This is a genomic window from Mycobacterium sp. IDUB_37 (genome assembly GCF_055419245.1).
Map to the genome: position 1 here is coordinate 172789 of NZ_JBVAXG010000009.1, position 16563 is coordinate 189351.

Here is a 16563-nt window from a genome sequence, read left to right on the forward strand (position 1 = left end):
CAATGAAGCACTGCATCGTTGGCGGACTGGCTGTTGTTCTGATGGCTTTCGGGCTGATCGCCGCGGCGCCGCCCGCCAGCGCAGGCTGCCAGTACGGCGGCGGCTATATCAGCAAGTGCGACGGACCCATCCAGCCTGACGGCACCTGGCAACGTTGCGTGGCAGTTGCGGCCTGGCAGGCTCGCGGCGCCAGTTCCTTCCTGGCGCCCGAGAAGCACTGCGATGTGTTGGGCCCTGACCAACGCCCAGCGGATTTCACGCTCGCTGACCCGCCGGTGCACATCGACGACTGAGCCGCCTATCGGCCGCAGCGCGTAGGGTCCGGGTATGAGCCGAGGTTTCGTCGTTACCTTCGCGGTCGGGTTGATCGTTGCGTTGTTCGGCGTGATCTGGGCGTTGCAGGGGTTCGGAGTGCTTGGTGGAAGCCCGATGAGCAACACCACGACCTGGTCCATCATCGGCCCGATCACGGCGCTGATCGGCGTCGCGGTCGCCGTGTTCAGTTGGCGAAAAATCTCTTCCAAAAACTAGGGATTCACCTCTCGGCGACGGTGAATTTCACCGAGTGCCAGCCGGTGGCTCCATCGGGCTCGGGATTGGCCCGGTCTTCCGTCTGAACTGCTCCGGTGTTGTCGATGGCACGCACAGTGATGACTTGCTTTCCAGGACTTTGCGCCTGCCAGGGGAAGCTCCACAGTCGCCAGGTCTCATTGGAGTAGCTGGCGCCCAACGCTGCCGGCTGCCACGCACCGTCACCGATGCGGACCTCCACGGCCCGAATGCCACGATTCTGTGCCCAGGCGACACCGCCGAACACAACGGGACCTATCGGGACCCGCTGACCGTTTCTCGGCACGTCGATCCGCGACTCGGTCTTGATCGGCCCACGCGCTGCCCAGCCCTGCCGCGTCCAATACGCCTTTGCCCTGTCGAAGCGGGTCAGGTTCAGGTCGACGACCCATTTGGTGGCCGACACGTATCCGTAGAGTCCGGGCACTACCAACCTCGCCGGATAGCCATGCTCGACCGGCAGTGGCTGACCGTTGAGACCGACCGCCAGTAGCGCCTCGCGGCCATCGGTGAGGGCCTCCACCGGCGTTCCTGCGGTGAACCCATCGACAGATGTCGAGAGCACCATGTCGGCGTCCTTGTGCACGCCGGCCTTCGCCAGCAGATCAGCCACTCGGTAGCCAGTCCAGACGCCGGTCGAAATCAGATTTCCCCCAACGGGATTCGACACACAGGTCAGCGTTGTCACCGTTTCGACGACGTCGAACCCGGCGAGATCGTCGAAGCTGTAGGTGGTTTCATGATCCACCATTCCGTGAATGCGCAGTCGCCAGTCGCCGTGGCTGAGTTGAGGAACACTGAGCGCCGTGTCGATCCGGTAGAAATTGGCACTAGGGGTGATAAAGCTAGGCAGTTCAACATCTTTCGGCTGCACTTCAGCAGGAATCGGTGGCGCTGACGATCGCGCCCGGGGCAAGGCGAATGTGTTGCGGTCGGCCGCCACCGAATGCACCACTCGGGTGAGGACCGTGCCGAGCACTCCGCTGAGGACGCCGACTCCGAGCAATCCGTAAGACACCAGCTTGCGCCGGCCAACGTCCGGTTGGTCTGCACCGGCAGCCTCATCGTCCACCACTTCCGGATCTCGCGAAGACCGCCCAGTGAGCAGGCGTAGGACCCCGATGCCGCAGGCGGTGCCGACGAGGGTGGGGATGGTGTCGAGTGCTGAGGTACCGGGCCTCGACAGCACCGCGATGCATCCGAGTACACCGGCCGCGGCGATCGCGGCGCTGCCGAATGGTCGGCGCCGCGTTTCGAAACTGCCGGCGATCGCCGCGATCGTCGCGATCACGATGAGCACGACGATCGCCAGGAACGGTTTGTCCATCGTGCCGAGGGTCTGAATCGCCCACTCCTTGACCGGCCCCGGGGTCAGGTCGACCACGGCCGAGCCCACGGCCGTGCGCGCATCGGCCCTTGCCCCGAACGGGACGCTCACCAATTGGGCGACCCCGAGTGCGACCGCTGCGGCGGCAACCCCGGCAATCATCGACTCTTTGGACGAGGAGGTCGTCATCGAAGCGACTCTACTCGCGCCCTTTCGCCGAATCGCAAAAGCTCTGCTGCACAACAGAAATCCCACCATATCGAATGTGGATGTACTGAGACAATCGCGAGGTCGTACCGTAGAGCGATGAAGTCTGACCATGTGGCCGGAAAGGTCGTTGCCGTCACCGGTGGCGCTCGCGGAATCGGCTTGGCAATCGCGGCTGCCCTGCACAATTTGGGCGCCAAAGTGGCGATCGGGGACATCGACGAAGCCGCCGTCAAGGCTTCGGGTGATCGGCTGGGGTTGGCTGTCGCAGGCAAACTTGATGTCACCGAACGCGCGTCGTTCACCGACTTCCTCGACGCGGCGGAGAACGAGCTCGGGTCACTGGACGTCGTGGTCAACAACGCCGGCGTGATCGCGGTGGGCAGCGGGGTCGACGAGGATGACGCGATCACGCAGCGCCTGCTCGATGTCAACGTGTTCGGCGTGATCCTGGGCACCAAGCTGGCGGCGCAACGCATGCTGCCCCGTCGTCGCGGGCACGTGATCAACATCGCCTCGTTGGGCGGCGTGCTACCGACCGAGGGAATCGCAACCTATTGCGCCACAAAGCATGCCGTGCTCGGGTACACCGATACAGTGCGGATGGAGAACCGCGGCAGCGGTGTCCACTTCTCCGCGATCATGCCGACCCTGACGAATACCGAGATGACCTCCGGGATCGGACACGCGAAAGGCTTCAAGAACGCCGAGCCTGAAGACATCGCCCAGGCGGTCGTCGGCGTGATCGCCAAACCGGCTCCCCGCGTGATTGTTCCGCGCTCCATCGGCATCACGGTGTCCGCGCAGCGCTTGATGCCACAACTGTTGGCTGAGGCGATGGGACGCGTCATGGGCAGCGGGCGCGTCTTCACCAGCGACGTCGACGCCAGCAAGCGCACAGGTTATGCCCGGCGGACGGGAACCTCCTGAGCCGCTAGGAGGCAACACCCTTCTGGCGCAGAATCGGCAACACCCCTTCGGCGAACCAGTACGCCTCCTCCAGATGCGGGTAACCGGACAGGATGAACTCGTCGAAGCCGAGCGAGTGGTATTCCACGATCAGGTTCGCCACCTCCTCGTGGCTACCCACCAGCGCGGTGCCCGCGCCGCCGCGGACCAGCCCCACCCCGGCCCACAGGTTCGGGTAGATCTCCAACTGGTCGAGGCGGCCACCGTGCAACGCGGTCATCCGGCGTTGCCCTTCGGACTGCGACTTCGAATGCAGCTCAGTGGCATTCGCAATCTGCTCGGGGGTTAACTCATTGACGAGCTCGTCGGCGACCGCCCATGCCGCTTCCGACGAATCACGGCTGATGGTGTGCAGCCGTATCCCGGACCGCACGGTGCGGCCCCGCGACTCCGCCAATCCCCGCACCTTCGCGATTTTGTCCGCCGCCACTTGCGGCGGTTCACCCCAGGTCAGGTAGACGTCGACGAATTCGGCGGCGATATCCAGCGCGGGCGGCGAGGATCCACCAAAGTAAATGTGCGGCAGCGGATCCGGTGGCTCCGAGACTCGGGCGTCCTCGATTTTGTAGTGCTTGCCGATGAAGTCGACAGACTCTTGCCGCCAGATGGAACTGACGATCTGCAGGAATTCCGCTGTGCGGGAATAGCGTTCGTCGTGGCTCAACCAGTCGCCGAACCGGCGCTGCTCGCTGTCGTCGCCGCCGCTGACGACGTTGAGCAACACGCGACCCTCGGAGAACCTCTGCAGCGTCGCAGTCTGCTGCGCGGCCAGCGTCGGTGGCACCAGGCCGGGTCGGAAAGCGACCAAGAATTTCAACCGCTCGGTTTCGGAGAGCAGCGCCGCCGCGGTCAACCAGGCGTCTTCGCACCACGTGCCGGTAGGTGTCAACACCCCTTCGAAGCCAAGTCTGTCGGCGGCGCGAGCCACTTCGGCCAGGTATCGCCGGCTGGGCTTGCGGTGACCTGCCGAGACGGTGTGGTGTGACGAGGCGTGCGATCCGCCGACAATCGAGCGGCTGTCACCGGTCGTCGGAAGGAACCAGAAGAATTTCGCCGTCATAGTTCTCCTCTGTATCAGCTGATGAGGTTGGGCCGTAACGCCTCGTTGAACCGGCGGTCCACCCAATGGACGAACCGAGGTGACGATCCGATTTGTTCCGACGCGGCGAATAGGTCGGCCAACCGCTGCTCTGAATTGATCACATCGTCGCTGAGCTCCGTGGGCAGTCGCAGGCTCCGGTTCGCCGCCACGACCGCAACCTGCGGGTCCAATCCCACTGCGGTGGCGTAGTACTGGCCCCATTCCTGCGGGTGTGCCTGCGCCCACTTAGCGGCTTTAGCGAAGCGGACCAAGATGTCCGAAAGCGCAGTGTTGCGTTTCGGGTCGGCCAGCGCCTGATCCGACGCGAGGCCCACCCAGTCGCCGTTGGTGACGCCGGTCGCTTCAGCGATGCTGCGCACCGGGATCTGCTGCTCAGCCTGCGCCGTGAACGGATCCCATATTGCCCACGCGTCGGCCTGATTCTGATTGAAAGCCGTCAAGGCGTCGGCGGGCTGCAGGAAGACCAATTTGACGTCGGCCGGCTTCAAACCAACCTTGTCGAGTTGAGCGAGCAAATTGGCGTGCGACGAACTGCCCTTGCCGACCGCGACCGACTTGCCGCGCAGGTCTGCGACCGAGGTGATCGGCGAATTTGCATGCACCAATATCCGGTTGCCCGGCCCGCCGCCGGCATAGGCGGCGACCACCTTGACTCTTGCGTTACTGGCCGCACCGAAGATTGGTGGCGTGTTGCCCATGATCGCGAAGTCGATCTTGCCCGCGGCGGCCGCCTCGACCTGCGGCGGACCCGACGTGAATGTCGCGAATGCAACCCGGTACGGAAGTCCGTCGAGTTGCCCGGCGGCGCGCAGCAGCGCCTCCGTCCCACCCTTCTGGTCCCCGATCTGCAGCGTCAGATCCGCCAACTGCGACAAGGGAACGGCGGCGGGTGCCGCCTGCGGGCCGGCATTACCGGCCCGCGCAACACATCCGGTCAAAACCAGGGCCAGCAGCGCGATCAGCGCGATCAAGTTTCGCGTCATGTCATCGCCGCACGCCGAGACGGTCGAGCAACTCAGCGCGATATTGCTCGGTATGGGCACCCGGGTCGCCGGGCGAACCGCGCGGCTCTTCGATCGCCAACGTGTGTGCGACGCGGCCCTCCTCGAGAATCAGCACGCGATCGGCCAGGGCTACGGCTTCGTCGACGTCGTGGGTGATCAGCAGGACACCAAACCCGTGCTGACGCCACAGGTCCAGCAATAGCTTGCGCATCGTCAGCCGGGTCAACGCGTCCAGCGCTCCAAAGGGTTCATCGAGCAGCAGCAATTGCGGCTCGGCGACCAACGCGCGAGCCAGTGAAACTCGTTGCGCCTGACCGCCAGACAGCGTCAGCGGCCAGGCGTCGGCGCGATCGGCCAGCCCCACATCGGCCAGCGCACGGTCGGCGCGTTGCCGGACCTGCCCCTTGGGCAGCCTGCTGCGGGTCAGTCCGTAGCCCACGTTGGTCCGCACATCGCGCCAGGGAAACAAGCGCGGCTCTTGAAAAGCCAGCGCTGGCGCACCGGCCACGAAACGATCGCCGCGATGGTCGTCCGACAGCCCAGCCAGCACCCGCAGCACCGTGGACTTGCCGCAACCACTGCGACCCACAAGTGCGACGATCTCGCCGGTTCGCACCTGCAGTGAGACATCGCTCAATACGTGACGGGAGCCGTACCACTTGTCGACGTGCCGCAGTTCGCCGGCAACCTCGGCCGGTGCTCGCCTCGCCGTGCTGGGCTCTAGAGTCGCTGTCAAAGTGGACCTTTCAGTGTCGGTACCGCAATGTCCGGCGCTCGAGGAGCCGGACGGCCGCGTCGGTGATGATGCCCAGCAGCGCGTAGACGGTCAGTCCGAAGATGATGACGTCGATGCGCAGGAAATCGCGGGCATTGTTGATCAGAAAGCCGATTCCCTTGTCCGCGTTGATCTGCTCGGCCACGATCAGCGTCAGCCACGCGATGGCCAGGGACTGCCGGACACCGACCAATACTTGCGGAGCCGCACTGGGCACGATGATCCTTGTGAACCGCTGCCAGAACGAAAAACCCAGCACCTGCGCGGTTTCGAACAATTTAGGATCAACCTGACGGATGGCGGAGAAACTGTTCAGGTACAGCGGGAACGTCACGCCCAACGCGACCAGCAATACCTTGGGCAGCTCTCCGATCCCGAACCACAGAATGAACAACGGAATCAAACCGAGATGTGGCAGCGCGCGGATCATCTGCATCGGGGGGTCGACGGTCGCCTCAAACCAGCTGGACAAGCCGACGGCGGCTCCCAGCACGATTCCCACCGCAGCGCCAAGCGCAAGGCCCTCGGCAACCCGGACTCCCGATACCCGCAGCGCATCGCCGAGTTGGCCGTTACGCAGCAATTCCAGTCCAGCTTCTGCGATGAGGGATGGCGCAGGCAGCACATCCTCCGGAATCAGCTTGATAGCGCTGCCAAGCTGCCATAACGACAGCAGCAACACCGGAGATGCCCAACGCAGGACTTCCCATTTTCGGTGCGCCCAGCGCCCCCTCGGGCCGGCCACTTGAGTGTTGCGGATCTCGCTCGATGCGGGGGCGAGCGCGGCGACAATGCTCACCATGTCGACGCTAAAGCGTTCCACGTGAGCGGGGTAAGGGTTTGCGTCGGCCTGAAGGCAACACAGTTTGGGGAACTGGCCCGCGATTACAAATCGACCCTCTAGACTTGCAAATCTACGAACCAGTGTTGACTTTTCCGGGGGGACAACCATGTCGTACGTATTGGCAGCGCCACAGTTGATCGATGTGGCTGCAACACATTTAGCAGCTATCGAGTCGGCGGTCGATGCTGCGCGCACCGCAGCGGCGACGCCGACTCTTACCCTGTTACCTGCCGCCGAGGACGAGGTGTCTGCGGGCATCGCGCAGTTGTTTTCCGAGCACGCAGGCGACTATCAGAAGGTGTCCGGGCAGGCCGCGACGTTTCACCAGCAGTTCGTGCAGCAGTTGACGGCCAGCGCGAGCGCCTATGCCAGCGCCGAGGCCGCCAGCGCCGCATTGCTCGGCCCGGCGACCGCGGCTGCGGCCCCCGCCGCCACTGGCATCCCGTGGTACGACTCAATCAACCTTGCAATCAACAACTATTTCGAATCTTTGATGAAACGGATAGTGGGTTTCTTTCTCTTTCCCTTCTGGCTCCCCATCGCCTTTACCCTCTTGCCGTTTTACATAATTTTCTCGGCGTTCTTCCCGGAAGCTTTTCCGCCAGACGAGATTTGGCGGATCTTCTTTTACCCGTTCCTGTAGCCAGACCGGATCAGCCGCGTCAGGCGGTGCGTACGTCGAAGTCGCCGACCTCGGGTTGGCGCAGCAGTTCACGGTGAGTCTCCGGCGTCCACGGGAACAACTCGGGCAGACCGTCCTTGCCGATGTACCAGCTGCTGCAGCCGGTGACCCAGATCGTCTGCGGCATGTCGGCTTTCATGGCTTCGTTGTATTCCTTGGTGGCCGCCTCGGTCGGCGCCGCGGCGCGCACCCGACCGTTGCGCAACTCGTTGATCCACCACATCGCATAGTCGGCCTGATCCTCGGCGACCGGCACCAACGATTGGGTGCCGATCGGCGAATGCGGTCCCATCAGCATGAACAGGTTGGGAAATCCTGGCACCGCGATGGACCGGTAAGCCATCGGGCCGTCGGCCCAGAGCTCGTCCAAGGTAATTCCGCCCTCGCCCATCACGTCCAGCGGGCGCACATAGGCGCGAGCGTCGAACCCGGTGGCGTAGACCAGCAGGTCCACCTCGTGTAGGACGCCGTCGGTGGTGCGAATGCCGCGTGGCTCGATGTGGTCGATTCCGTCGGTGATCACCTCGACGCCAGACTGCTGCACCGAACGGTAGAAGTGCCCGGCCATCACCTGCCGCTTGCACATTGGCTGGTAATCGGGCGTGAGCTTGGCCCGCAATCCGGGATCGCGCACCGAAAACCGCAGATTCCAACGGCACATTGCCTGGATCATCCGGCGCTGCCATCCGGGACGGATCATCGCGCGACTGAACACACGCGTGAGGAACATTCCCCAGAACAGGTAAGGCCATCGGTTCAACGCGGGCCACCGGGACAGTGCCGCCCGGGTCAGAGCCGAGTATTGACCGTTGGGCATGGGATAGACCCATTGCGGAGTGCGCTGAAAGATCTTCAGCGCGGGTACCTTCCCGCCCAGTTCCGCGGTGATCTGGGTACCGGTCGAGCCGGTACCGATCAAGCCGATCCGCTTGTCCGACAGGGAAACCGAATGATCCCAACGCGACGAATGGAATGCCGGTCCCCCGAACGTCTGCATCCCCGGAATGTCCGGATAACGCGGCACCCGCAGGAACCCGGTCGCGGTGACGAGCACATCGAACGTCTCCTCGCCTTCAGCGGTGGTGAGTCGCCACTGCCCGTCGTCGTAACGGGCCGCGGTGACGTCAGCGCCGAACCGAATGTGGCGTCGAATCCCCCGTTCCTCAGCCACTTGGCGGAAATACGCGAAGATCTCCGGGCCGGGCGGCAGGAAGCACGACCACTGCGGGTTGGGCCGAAACGAGTAGGAGTAGAAGCGCGACGGGACATCGCAGGTGAGACCGGGATAGGTGTTGTCGCGCCAGGTGCCGCCGACGTCATCGGCCTTTTCGAAGATCGTGAACGAGTCGATGCCGGCGTCTTGCAGCTTTACCGCCATACAGATGCCGGACATGCCCGCGCCGATGATCGCGACCCTGATTTGCCGCTGTTGCCCCATCACAACCTCCGAACGTCGGCTGAACTGCACGGTACGCCGCTCACTGCGGAACCGGCCGGTTGCTAGCCTGCCGCGATCCGACTGGGGCCGAAGATTCGTTCTTGCAAGGCGGTGTCTCCGAAGGTTCTGGCCCTGACGACCTTCAAGTTGCGGAACACATATATGTCGGCCTGCCGAGCGACGTCCGATCCGAAGTGCAGTTCGGACAGGACCACGAAAAAGTCACCTTCGACGACGAATCGCGTCGGCTCGATTCGAATAACCTTTTCCGCCACCCGCGCCAACAGTTCGGCGACCTCGGCTTTGCCGGTGTAGGTGCCACCAATGCTGCTTTCCCCGTTGACAATCCACTCCACTGAGTCATCGAAGACGCTCAGGGCCGTTTCCAGATCTCGGACACCGAAGGCGTCGTAGCCCTTCCTGATCGACTCGATATTCCGGTTCGTCACTGGCGTTCTTCCTCTCTCACACTGCGCGGCGTGTGATCGTCACCAGGGGGTCGCCTGACTCATCAGGTATGGACTGCAGGTCTGGTCGGCGGTGCTGCGCCCGCAGGATGCGGAGCAGGATCGAGGGCCTGAGCAACCGCATCGGCCCGTCGAGCATGGCGGTGATCCGCATGAACTGCGCCGCGACGACGGGATCTGATTCGCTGGCGGTCATCACCGGCTCGAGACACGCATTGCTGACCCGCATGGACATCGGTCGGGGGCCGGGCACTTCGGGCAGGGACAGGTCGGAGCCGACTGCGGTCTGCCAGGCCACCCGCACGGTCTTCGCGGCGAGACGATTGAAGCGACGCGCGAGGTCCCCGACGCCGCCGCCAGCTGCCCGAAGCAGACAGTCGCGCAGCACCGTCGCTTCAATGGCCGCGACGGTCATGCCTTGTCCGTAGATCGGGTTGAAGCTGCAGACCGCGTCGCCGACCACCAGCAGACCTTCGGGCAGCCGGCGCATCTTGTCGTATCGCCGCCAGCGACTCGACGGGACCCGATGCGCGACGACACCGCCGATCGGCTCGGCAGCCCGCAGCGCCGCCGCTACGTGCGGGGGTGCCAGTTCGTCTGCAAACTCGAGGATTCCCGCGTGATCCCGGGGCGGTTCGACACCTGCCATGGTGCCCGCAAGGACCATCCAGGAGTTGTTTTCGTAGCCGATCAGCGCGAACATCCTCGGCCGCCCAGGGGCAGGAAAACGCGCGATCATATGTTCCTTGATCCCGCCGGGAGGAATACGTAGCAGCTGGCACACGTACGCCAGGTGCACTGTCACCTCGTCCTCTTCGGGACGGTCGTAACCGAGTTGCTCCAGAAAGACCGGGGTCCGTGACCCACGCCCGGTCGCATCGATCACCAGATCGGCGGTCAGCGTCTTGGCGCAGTCGTACGCCCGATCCACCACCTGCACACCGGTGACCCGGCGACGGTCGGGGGTTGCGGTGAGGCCGATGACGTCGTGACCCTCATGGAATGTGACATTCGGAATTGCCCGAACACGTTGACGCACATACCATTCCAGAACGGGACGGCTCGGGGAGATGATCTTTGGCGCGGTCGCCACGTGCCCGGACCGCACCAGGCGGTGTTCCCCGAACGACCAATCCAGTTTCGAGAAGTCGCCGTCGTCCCAGCGGGTCACACCATGGGCCAAGAGGTCCTCGCGGAAGCCGGGGAACAGCTCGTCGAGCACCTGGGAAAGTCGTGCGAGGCACGCGTGAATGAGCCTGCCCTGCGGGACACCACGCCGGTTCACCGGATCGACGGGCAGGATGTCGCGCTCGACGACGGTCACCCGCTCGTAGAAGTCGGCCAATACCCGGGACGCCAGCAGGCCGCCCATACTGGCGCCCAGCACCACTGCATGACCACGATGTTGCTGCATTGCACACCCCTGAACCCGCTAGACGATGGACCGTTCGAAGTGTGCTGCGGGGACGAGGGGGGCCAATAGAGTAACCGGCTACCTCATTTTTGCGTCGGGCCTCAGTTGCGGAGATCCGCCGTCTCATCGAACACGGAAGTTTTTTGTGGTTTCGCTCAGCGGTGAAGCGATGCCGCGATCCGAGCCGCGACCTCAACAGCCACCCGTTGGGCGGACTCGCCTCGGCCAGCCTCGTAGCGATCCGCGACCGCGTCGTACTCGGCTCCGGCGATCGACCCGTGGTCCGCCGATATTTCGACTAATTCCACCGGCCAACCGACCCGCGTCAGAGCCGAGGCAAAGTCTCGACTGGCCGCCACCGGCACCACATCATCGGACAGCCCGTGCAACAACGTAATTGGTGTGCCGGCGCGGTCGGTAGGCAAGTCGTCGGTGACCTTCCGAGCCGTGATGGGCTCGCGGACCATGAACGCGCCGGCCAGGCAAAACGTATGCACGACAACGACGTCGCGGCCGGCGGCGTCGAGCGTCAAGCCCGCGGCGGCGGCTCCCCCCAGAGACCACCCGACGAGCACAATCCCCTCTGCGTCGCTGCCCAGGGTGCGGGCGAAATCAACCGAACGCAATAGATCAGCGCGACCGCCGTCGTCGGAATGCGAGTCCCAATCCGGCGCGACCACGGTGGCCCCGTGGCCGGCGAGTAGCCCGGCGAGTGGGCGGACCGCGGCGCGCGCATTGGACTGCATGCCATGCCAGAGCAGGACGACCGGTTGCGCCTCATCACCGATGACATCGGCTAGGCGCCCAGGCGCGTATTCCAGCGTTCGCACGCCACCGGGTGCCCCAATTCAATGAGTCCAAACAGAACGTATTGATAATGAAAATCATATTCAATAACCTTCGTTGCGCATCCATCGATTGAGAGGAACCAATTCATGAGCACTTCCACCAGGAGAGTCGTGCTGACGGCCAAGGTTGCAGCCGTGGCCGCGGCCGCAATTTTCGCCGCCTCAACGCTGTCGGGCTGCGACGCCCTGTATTCCCAGCTGCACCAGGCTGTCCCGCACGACCACAACCACGAAGGCCACGATCACTGAGTCCGGGGGCACGGACCCTCACGTAAGTTGGGCTGGTGGCCAGATGGCGCGATGCCGACGCCTGCCCCGGTGCGTTGCAGGTGCACCAGGCCGCCGACGGTGCCCTCGTGCGGGTCCGACTGCCGGGCGGAATACTCACCGCCGCGCAACTGACGACGCTGGCCGGTGTCGCCGAGGAATTCGGATCGGGAATGTTGGAGCTGACCGCCCGAGGCAACGTCCAACTTCGAGCGATCTCCGATGTCGTAAGAGTTGCCGAGGCGATCGCCGGCGCCGGAATGCTGCCGTCGGCCACCCACGAACGCGTGCGCAATATTGTGGCGTCACCGCTGACCGGCCGGGTCGGCGGCGATGCGGATCTACGGACGTGGGTGGGTGAACTGGACACGGCACTCTGCGCCGAACCCCGCCTCGCCGAATTGGGCGGCAGATTCTGGTTCAGCCTCGACGACGGTCGTGGCGATGTGTCTGGATTGCGCGCCGACGCGGGTGTGCACGTCTTCGAAGAGGGGCCTGGCCTGCTGTTGAGCGGCAGTGACACCGGGATACGGGCTCGCGACCTCGACGCGATGATCGCCACGTTGATCGAGGTCGCGCTGCGCTTCGTCGAGATACGCGGAAAGGCTTGGCGGATAAGCGAACTCGCCGACCTAGACGTGCTGCTACCCAGTGCGGAGCTGGGCGCCCCATTCCCACCCGCCACCAGACCGCCCGTGGGTTGGATACCCCAGGACGACGGTCGGGTTGCGCTGGGCGCCGCGGTGCCGCTGGGGATGCTGCCAGCCCGTGTCGCGGAGTTTCTGGCCGCGATCGAGGCCCCCTTGGTGATCACGCCGTGGCGTTCGGTGCTGGTGTGTGATCTAGACGAAGGCGTCGCCGACACTGCGTTGCGGGTGTTGGCCCCGCTGGGCCTGGTGTTCGATGAGAACTCCCCCTGGCTGAACATCAGCGCATGCACCGGAAGCCCTGGTTGTGCGCATTCGGTCGCGGACGTTCGGACTGACGCGGCAGAGTCGTTGGACCCGGATTATCCGGTGCATCGGCACTTCGTCGGGTGCGAGCGGGCGTGCGGCAGCCCGGTGCACGGCGAGGTGTTGGTCGCTACCGGACCCGGATACCGGATGCTCAGGTCATAAGGTGGGCGGGTGCTCGACTACATCCGCGACGCTGCGGAGATCTACCGGCAGTCGTTCGCGACGATCCGCGCCGAATCAGACCTGACCCGATTTCCCGCCGACGTGGCGCGGGTGGTCGTCCGTCTGATCCACACCTGCGGGCAGGTCGACGTCGCTGAACACGTCGCCTACACCGACGACGTCGTCACCCGGGCCGCGGAAGCCCTCCGCGGGGGCGCACCGGTGCTGTGTGACTCGTCGATGGTCGCCGCCGGGATCACCGGTGCGCGGCTTCCCGCGGGCAACGAGGTGGTGTCACTGGTCGCCGATCCGCGTGCCGCCGGCCTGGCCGCTGACCAGCAGACCACCCGCTCCGCCGCCGGAGTGCAGTTGTGGGCGGACCGACTGGAAGGCGCCGTCGTCGCCATCGGCAACGCCCCCACTGCCTTATTCCGATTGTTGGAACTGATCGACGAGGGAGCCCCGGTGCCGGCGGCAGTGCTCGGCGGGCCGGTCGGGTTCGTCGGCTCCGCCCAGTCCAAGCAGGAGCTCATCGACCACCCGCGCGGCATGGCGTATCTGGTGGTGCAGGGGCGCCGCGGCGGTAGTGCGATGGCCGCCGCGGCCGTCAATGCGATAGCGACCGAGCGCGAATGACGGATCCCCAGAACACCAGAGGCACGCTGTGGGGAGTCGGTCTAGGACCCGGCGATCCGGAGTTGGTGACCGTCAAGGCGGCCCGGGTGATCGGCGAGGCCGATGTGGTGGCCTATCACAGTGCCCGCCATGGCCGCAGCATCGCCCGCGGGATCGCCGAACCCTACCTGCGTCCCGGCCAGATCGAAGAGCACCTGGTCTATCCGGTGACCACCGAGACGACCGACCACCCCGGCGGGTACGCCGGGGCACTCGAAGACTTTTACGTTGCAGCCACCGAGCGGATCGCCGCGCACCTGGCCGCCGGCCGCAATGTGGCACTCCTCGCCGAGGGTGACCCGTTGTTCTACAGCTCCTACATGCACCTGCACACCCGGCTGACAGAGCGGTTCGACGCGGAGATCGTGCCGGGCGTGACGTCGGTCAGTGCCGCCTCGGCTGCCCTCGCGACCCCCTTGGTCGCCGGCGACGAGGTGCTGTCGATCCTGCCCGGGACGTTGCCGGTGGGCGAACTGACCCGCCGGCTGGCCGATGCCGACGCGGCGGTGATCCTGAAGCTCGGCCGGTCGTATCACAATGTGCGCGAAGCACTCTCGGCGTCCGGCCAGCTCGACAACACGTTCTACGTGGAGCGGGCCAGCACACCGGGACAGCGAGTGCTGCCGGCGGCCGACGTTGACGAGTCGAGCGTGCCGTATTTCTCGTTGGCCATGCTGCCGGGCGGTCGGCGTCGCGCTTCGACCACCGGGACGGTCGCGGTGGTGGGCCTGGGGCCCGGCAGCATCGAGTGGATGACGCCGCAGAGCAGGCGCGAACTGGCGAATGCCACCGACTTGATCGGTTACCGCACCTACGTCGATCGCGTCCCCGTCCGCGACGGTCAGCGCCGACATGCCAGCGACAACACCGACGAACCTGCCCGCGCCCGATTGGCGTGCTCGCTGGCCGAACAAGGCCACGCCGTGGCGGTGGTGTCGTCGGGCGATCCCGGCGTGTTCGCCATGGCCACCGCTGTGCTCGAGGAGGCCAAGCAGTGGCCGACAGTGCAGGTTCGGGTGATTCCGGCGATGACGGCCGCACAGGCGGTGGCCAGTCGGGTGGGTGCGCCGCTGGGCCACGATTATGCGGTGATCTCATTGTCCGACCGGCTCAAGCCGTGGGACGTCATCGCCGCGCGCGTATCAGCCGCAGCCGCAGCGGATTTGGTGTTAGCGATTTACAACCCGGCTTCGAAGACGCGGACCTGGCAGGTGGGCGCGATGCGAGACCTGCTGCTGGCCCACCGCGACCCGGGCACGCCAGTGGTGATCGGCCGCAACGTATCCGGCGCGGATGAAGATGTGCGCGTGGTGCGGTTGGCCGACTTGGCGCCCACCGACGTCGACATGCGCTGCCTGCTGATCATCGGTTCTTCTCAAACCCAATGGCAAACAACAGATTTCGGCGACCAGGTGTTCACCCCGCGACGCTACCCGGGTTAAGCGCCTCGGCTAGGCGCCGAGCGCGGGCGCCACAATGCGCGCGGCGTCGGCGACGAACGTGTCATTGGGTTGAGCGTCATACCCTCCGCCGATGAAGTCGGAGTAGATCGCGACGACGTGGGGTACGCCGGCCGGCGACCACAAGACCGCGACGTCATTGGTTCGTCCGTAGTCGCCCGATCCGGTCTTGTCGACAACCTTCCAGTCGGCCGGGAACGCCGCCCGGATCCGCTTGGCACCGGTAGTGCTGCGGGCCATCCAGTCGGTGAGCATCGCCCGCTTTTCCGACGGCAGGGCGTCGCCGAGAACCAACTGTTGGAAGACTTGGGCGATCGCGTGCGGGGTGGTGGTGTCGCGCTCGTCGTTGGGGGCGTCCCGGTTGAGCTCGGGCTCTGGCTGGTCAAGCCGACTGACGTTGTCCCCCAGGCTGCGCAGATAACCGGTGAACGCCGCGGGTCCGCCGATATCGGCCAGCAACAGGTTGGCTGCGGTGCCATCGCTGTAGCGAATTGCCGCGTCGCACAGTTGCCCGATGGTCATTCCAGAGTCGACGTGCTGCTCGGTGACCGGCGACGTGGAATTGATGTCGTCGCGGGTGTAGGTGAGCACCTTGTCCAGGTGGCTGAGCGGATATTGGTGCAGCACCGCCGCTACCAGCGGCGCCTTGAAGGTGGAGCAAAACGCGAACCGTTCGTCCGCTCGGTAGGCAATCACGGCGCCGGCGCCGGTCGCGGGCAGCACGTACACCCCGACGCGCGCCTCGTACTTGCGCTCGAGTTGCTCGAAGCCGGCGAACAAATTCGCGGGTGAGGTCGCCGTTGTCCGGGTGGAAGGCTCGCTGCTCGCGCGGTGCGCACAGCCCACCAGTGGGACCAGCGCGGCCAGCAGCAGCTGCCGTCGGGTGAGATCCGTGTGCATCGCCTAGCGTTCGCCGGCCAGCCAGGATTTGCCGACGGCGTACTCGGCCTCCATCGCGGCCACAAACTGGTCGACGATGATGCCGGCAAGCTTCCCGCCGACGAGCGGGACGTTCACGGTGACGTCGATCCCGACGGTCTCGACCGTCTTGTCGCCTTTGGCGACGACGTGGACGTTGCCGGTGCCGCTGCCGGGCTTACCGGGGATCTCGAGGGTGAGGGTCATCTCGTTGCCGGTCCAGGTTTCGCGCTGCTGAATGTCGGTGTTGGCGCCCAATACTTTCGTGGCTGCTGACGGCAGTCCGGCCATCGGCTGCCGCTTGTCGATATTGACCAGCGTCGTGTCGCCCTCGTTGGTGATCGAGACGTCATAGGACAGCAGGCCTTGGGCCTCGCAGACCTTGGTGCGGAATTCCGCGTCGAGCAACATCGCCATCACGTCGTCGAGCGGAGCGTCATAGTTGCACACGAACTGCTTGCTGGCCTGGGCCATTGGT

General features: G+C 65.0%; 19 protein-coding genes. 8 read left to right on the forward strand and 11 right to left on the reverse strand.

The annotated features are described in order from the left end of the window. Nucleotides 1–2: 2 nt before the first annotated feature. Together ACZY1I_RS25620 and ACZY1I_RS25625 are read left to right on the forward strand one after the other, a co-directional pair. Complete coding sequence (locus ACZY1I_RS25620) at nt 3–293, forward strand: CDGP domain-containing protein (protein ID WP_463759000.1); 291 nt, start codon at nt 3–5, stop codon at nt 291–293. A 34-nt stretch (nt 294–327) separates the two neighbouring features. Further along, nucleotides 328–531, forward strand: a complete 204-nt coding sequence (locus tag ACZY1I_RS25625) for a hypothetical protein (protein WP_463759003.1) — start codon at nt 328–330, stop codon at nt 529–531. A gap of 4 nt (nt 532–535) precedes the next feature. Here ACZY1I_RS25625 and ACZY1I_RS25630 read toward each other — a convergent pair whose 3' ends face one another. After that, nucleotides 536–2086: a molybdopterin-dependent oxidoreductase gene (locus tag ACZY1I_RS25630; RefSeq protein WP_463759006.1), complete on the reverse strand. Its 1551-nt coding sequence runs from the start codon at nt 2084–2086 to the stop codon at nt 536–538. Between the two features lie 117 nt (nt 2087–2203). On the opposite strand from ACZY1I_RS25630, the gene ACZY1I_RS25635 reads away from it, so the two are divergent. Then, a complete protein-coding gene (locus tag ACZY1I_RS25635) occupies nt 2204–3034 on the forward strand; it encodes an SDR family oxidoreductase (protein WP_463759009.1) in 831 nt (276 codons plus the stop codon). Between the two features lie 4 nt (nt 3035–3038). Here ACZY1I_RS25635 and ACZY1I_RS25640 read toward each other — a convergent pair whose 3' ends face one another. The 4 genes from ACZY1I_RS25640 to ACZY1I_RS25655 are packed head-to-tail and all read right to left on the reverse strand — an operon-like array spanning nt 3039 to nt 6756. Continuing rightward, nucleotides 3039–4133, reverse strand: a complete 1095-nt coding sequence (locus tag ACZY1I_RS25640) for an LLM class flavin-dependent oxidoreductase (protein WP_463759013.1) — start codon at nt 4131–4133, stop codon at nt 3039–3041. A 14-nt stretch (nt 4134–4147) separates the two neighbouring features. Next, nucleotides 4148–5158 carry an ABC transporter substrate-binding protein gene (locus ACZY1I_RS25645; RefSeq protein WP_463759015.1) on the reverse strand — a complete coding sequence of 337 codons (1011 nt, stop codon included), beginning with the start codon at nt 5156–5158 and terminating at the stop codon, nt 4148–4150. Between the two features lies 1 nt (nt 5159). Continuing rightward, nucleotides 5160–5915, reverse strand: coding sequence for an ABC transporter ATP-binding protein (locus tag ACZY1I_RS25650; protein WP_463759017.1), 756 nt, complete (start codon nt 5913–5915; stop codon nt 5160–5162). A 10-nt stretch (nt 5916–5925) separates the two neighbouring features. Further along, nucleotides 5926–6756, reverse strand: coding sequence for an ABC transporter permease (locus tag ACZY1I_RS25655; RefSeq protein ID WP_463759307.1), 831 nt, complete (start codon nt 6754–6756; stop codon nt 5926–5928). Between the two features lie 148 nt (nt 6757–6904). On the opposite strand from ACZY1I_RS25655, the gene ACZY1I_RS25660 reads away from it, so the two are divergent. Beyond that, nucleotides 6905–7441: a PE family protein gene (locus tag ACZY1I_RS25660; RefSeq protein ID WP_463759019.1), complete on the forward strand. Its 537-nt coding sequence runs from the start codon at nt 6905–6907 to the stop codon at nt 7439–7441. Nucleotides 7442–7460: 19 nt separating this feature from the next. On the opposite strand, the gene ACZY1I_RS25665 is transcribed toward ACZY1I_RS25660, so the two are convergent. The 4 genes from ACZY1I_RS25665 to ACZY1I_RS25680 all read right to left on the reverse strand — a co-directional run bounded on the left by ACZY1I_RS25665 (nt 7461) and on the right by ACZY1I_RS25680 (nt 11629). Continuing rightward, entirely contained in the window at nt 7461–8918 is a 1458-nt protein-coding gene (locus ACZY1I_RS25665; RefSeq protein ID WP_463759021.1) for a flavin-containing monooxygenase, read from the reverse strand. 62 nt (nt 8919–8980) lie between these two features. Next, nucleotides 8981–9367 carry a nuclear transport factor 2 family protein gene (locus ACZY1I_RS25670; RefSeq protein ID WP_463759024.1) on the reverse strand — a complete coding sequence of 129 codons (387 nt, stop codon included), beginning with the start codon at nt 9365–9367 and terminating at the stop codon, nt 8981–8983. A 16-nt stretch (nt 9368–9383) separates the two neighbouring features. Continuing rightward, nucleotides 9384–10799, reverse strand: a complete 1416-nt coding sequence (locus tag ACZY1I_RS25675; RefSeq protein ID WP_463759027.1) for an FAD-dependent oxidoreductase — start codon at nt 10797–10799, stop codon at nt 9384–9386. 155 nt (nt 10800–10954) lie between these two features. Next, on the reverse strand, nt 10955–11629 hold the full coding sequence (locus tag ACZY1I_RS25680; protein ID WP_463759030.1) for an alpha/beta hydrolase: 675 nt from the start codon (nt 11627–11629) through the stop codon (nt 10955–10957). A 105-nt stretch (nt 11630–11734) separates the two neighbouring features. On the opposite strand from ACZY1I_RS25680, the gene ACZY1I_RS25685 reads away from it, so the two are divergent. The 4 genes from ACZY1I_RS25685 to ACZY1I_RS25700 are packed head-to-tail and all read left to right on the forward strand — an operon-like array spanning nt 11735 to nt 15149. Continuing rightward, a complete protein-coding gene (locus ACZY1I_RS25685; protein WP_463759032.1) occupies nt 11735–11896 on the forward strand; it encodes a hypothetical protein in 162 nt (53 codons plus the stop codon). Nucleotides 11897–11931: 35 nt separating this feature from the next. Further along, nucleotides 11932–13032 (forward strand): precorrin-3B synthase, encoded by a 1101-nt coding sequence (cobG, locus tag ACZY1I_RS25690; protein WP_463759034.1) that lies wholly within the window; start codon nt 11932–11934, stop codon nt 13030–13032. Between the two features lie 9 nt (nt 13033–13041). Then, nucleotides 13042–13668 (forward strand): precorrin-8X methylmutase, encoded by a 627-nt coding sequence (locus ACZY1I_RS25695; protein ID WP_463759037.1) that lies wholly within the window; start codon nt 13042–13044, stop codon nt 13666–13668. Beyond that, nucleotides 13665–15149, forward strand: a complete 1485-nt coding sequence (locus tag ACZY1I_RS25700; protein WP_463759041.1) for a precorrin-2 C(20)-methyltransferase — start codon at nt 13665–13667, stop codon at nt 15147–15149. Before ACZY1I_RS25695 ends, ACZY1I_RS25700 begins: the two co-directional genes overlap by 4 nt. A gap of 9 nt (nt 15150–15158) precedes the next feature. Here the strand turns inward: ACZY1I_RS25700 and bla are convergent, their stop codons facing one another. Together bla and ACZY1I_RS25710 are read right to left on the reverse strand one after the other, a co-directional pair. Further along, nucleotides 15159–16067, reverse strand: coding sequence for a class A beta-lactamase (bla, locus tag ACZY1I_RS25705; protein ID WP_463759043.1), 909 nt, complete (start codon nt 16065–16067; stop codon nt 15159–15161). A gap of 3 nt (nt 16068–16070) precedes the next feature. Continuing rightward, nucleotides 16071–16559 carry a DUF2505 domain-containing protein gene (locus ACZY1I_RS25710; RefSeq protein WP_463759045.1) on the reverse strand — a complete coding sequence of 163 codons (489 nt, stop codon included), beginning with the start codon at nt 16557–16559 and terminating at the stop codon, nt 16071–16073. Between the last annotated feature and the right edge of the window lie 4 nt (nt 16560–16563).

Excerpts from the sequence above, each read along its gene's own strand:
- ACZY1I_RS25620 (WP_463759000.1), top strand. The coding sequence starts at position 3 with ATGAAGCACTGCATCGTTGGCGGACTGGCTGTTGTTCTGATGGCTTTC.
- ACZY1I_RS25625 (WP_463759003.1), top strand. The coding sequence starts at position 328 with ATGAGCCGAGGTTTCGTCGTTACCTTCGCGGTCGGGTTGATCGTTGCG.
- ACZY1I_RS25630 (WP_463759006.1), bottom strand. The coding sequence starts at position 2,086 with ATGACGACCTCCTCGTCCAAAGAGTCGATGATTGCCGGGGTTGCCGCC.
- ACZY1I_RS25635 (WP_463759009.1), top strand. The coding sequence starts at position 2,204 with ATGAAGTCTGACCATGTGGCCGGAAAGGTCGTTGCCGTCACCGGTGGC.
- ACZY1I_RS25640 (WP_463759013.1), bottom strand. The coding sequence starts at position 4,133 with ATGACGGCGAAATTCTTCTGGTTCCTTCCGACGACCGGTGACAGCCGC.
- ACZY1I_RS25645 (WP_463759015.1), bottom strand. The coding sequence starts at position 5,158 with ATGACGCGAAACTTGATCGCGCTGATCGCGCTGCTGGCCCTGGTTTTG.
- ACZY1I_RS25655 (WP_463759307.1), bottom strand. The coding sequence starts at position 6,756 with ATGGTGAGCATTGTCGCCGCGCTCGCCCCCGCATCGAGCGAGATCCGC.
- ACZY1I_RS25660 (WP_463759019.1), top strand. The coding sequence starts at position 6,905 with ATGTCGTACGTATTGGCAGCGCCACAGTTGATCGATGTGGCTGCAACA.
- ACZY1I_RS25665 (WP_463759021.1), bottom strand. The coding sequence starts at position 8,918 with ATGGGGCAACAGCGGCAAATCAGGGTCGCGATCATCGGCGCGGGCATG.
- ACZY1I_RS25675 (WP_463759027.1), bottom strand. The coding sequence starts at position 10,799 with ATGCAGCAACATCGTGGTCATGCAGTGGTGCTGGGCGCCAGTATGGGC.
- ACZY1I_RS25685 (WP_463759032.1), top strand. The coding sequence starts at position 11,735 with ATGAGCACTTCCACCAGGAGAGTCGTGCTGACGGCCAAGGTTGCAGCC.
- ACZY1I_RS25700 (WP_463759041.1), top strand. The coding sequence starts at position 13,665 with ATGACGGATCCCCAGAACACCAGAGGCACGCTGTGGGGAGTCGGTCTA.
- bla (WP_463759043.1), bottom strand. The coding sequence starts at position 16,067 with ATGCACACGGATCTCACCCGACGGCAGCTGCTGCTGGCCGCGCTGGTC.
- ACZY1I_RS25710 (WP_463759045.1), bottom strand. The coding sequence starts at position 16,559 with ATGGCCCAGGCCAGCAAGCAGTTCGTGTGCAACTATGACGCTCCGCTC.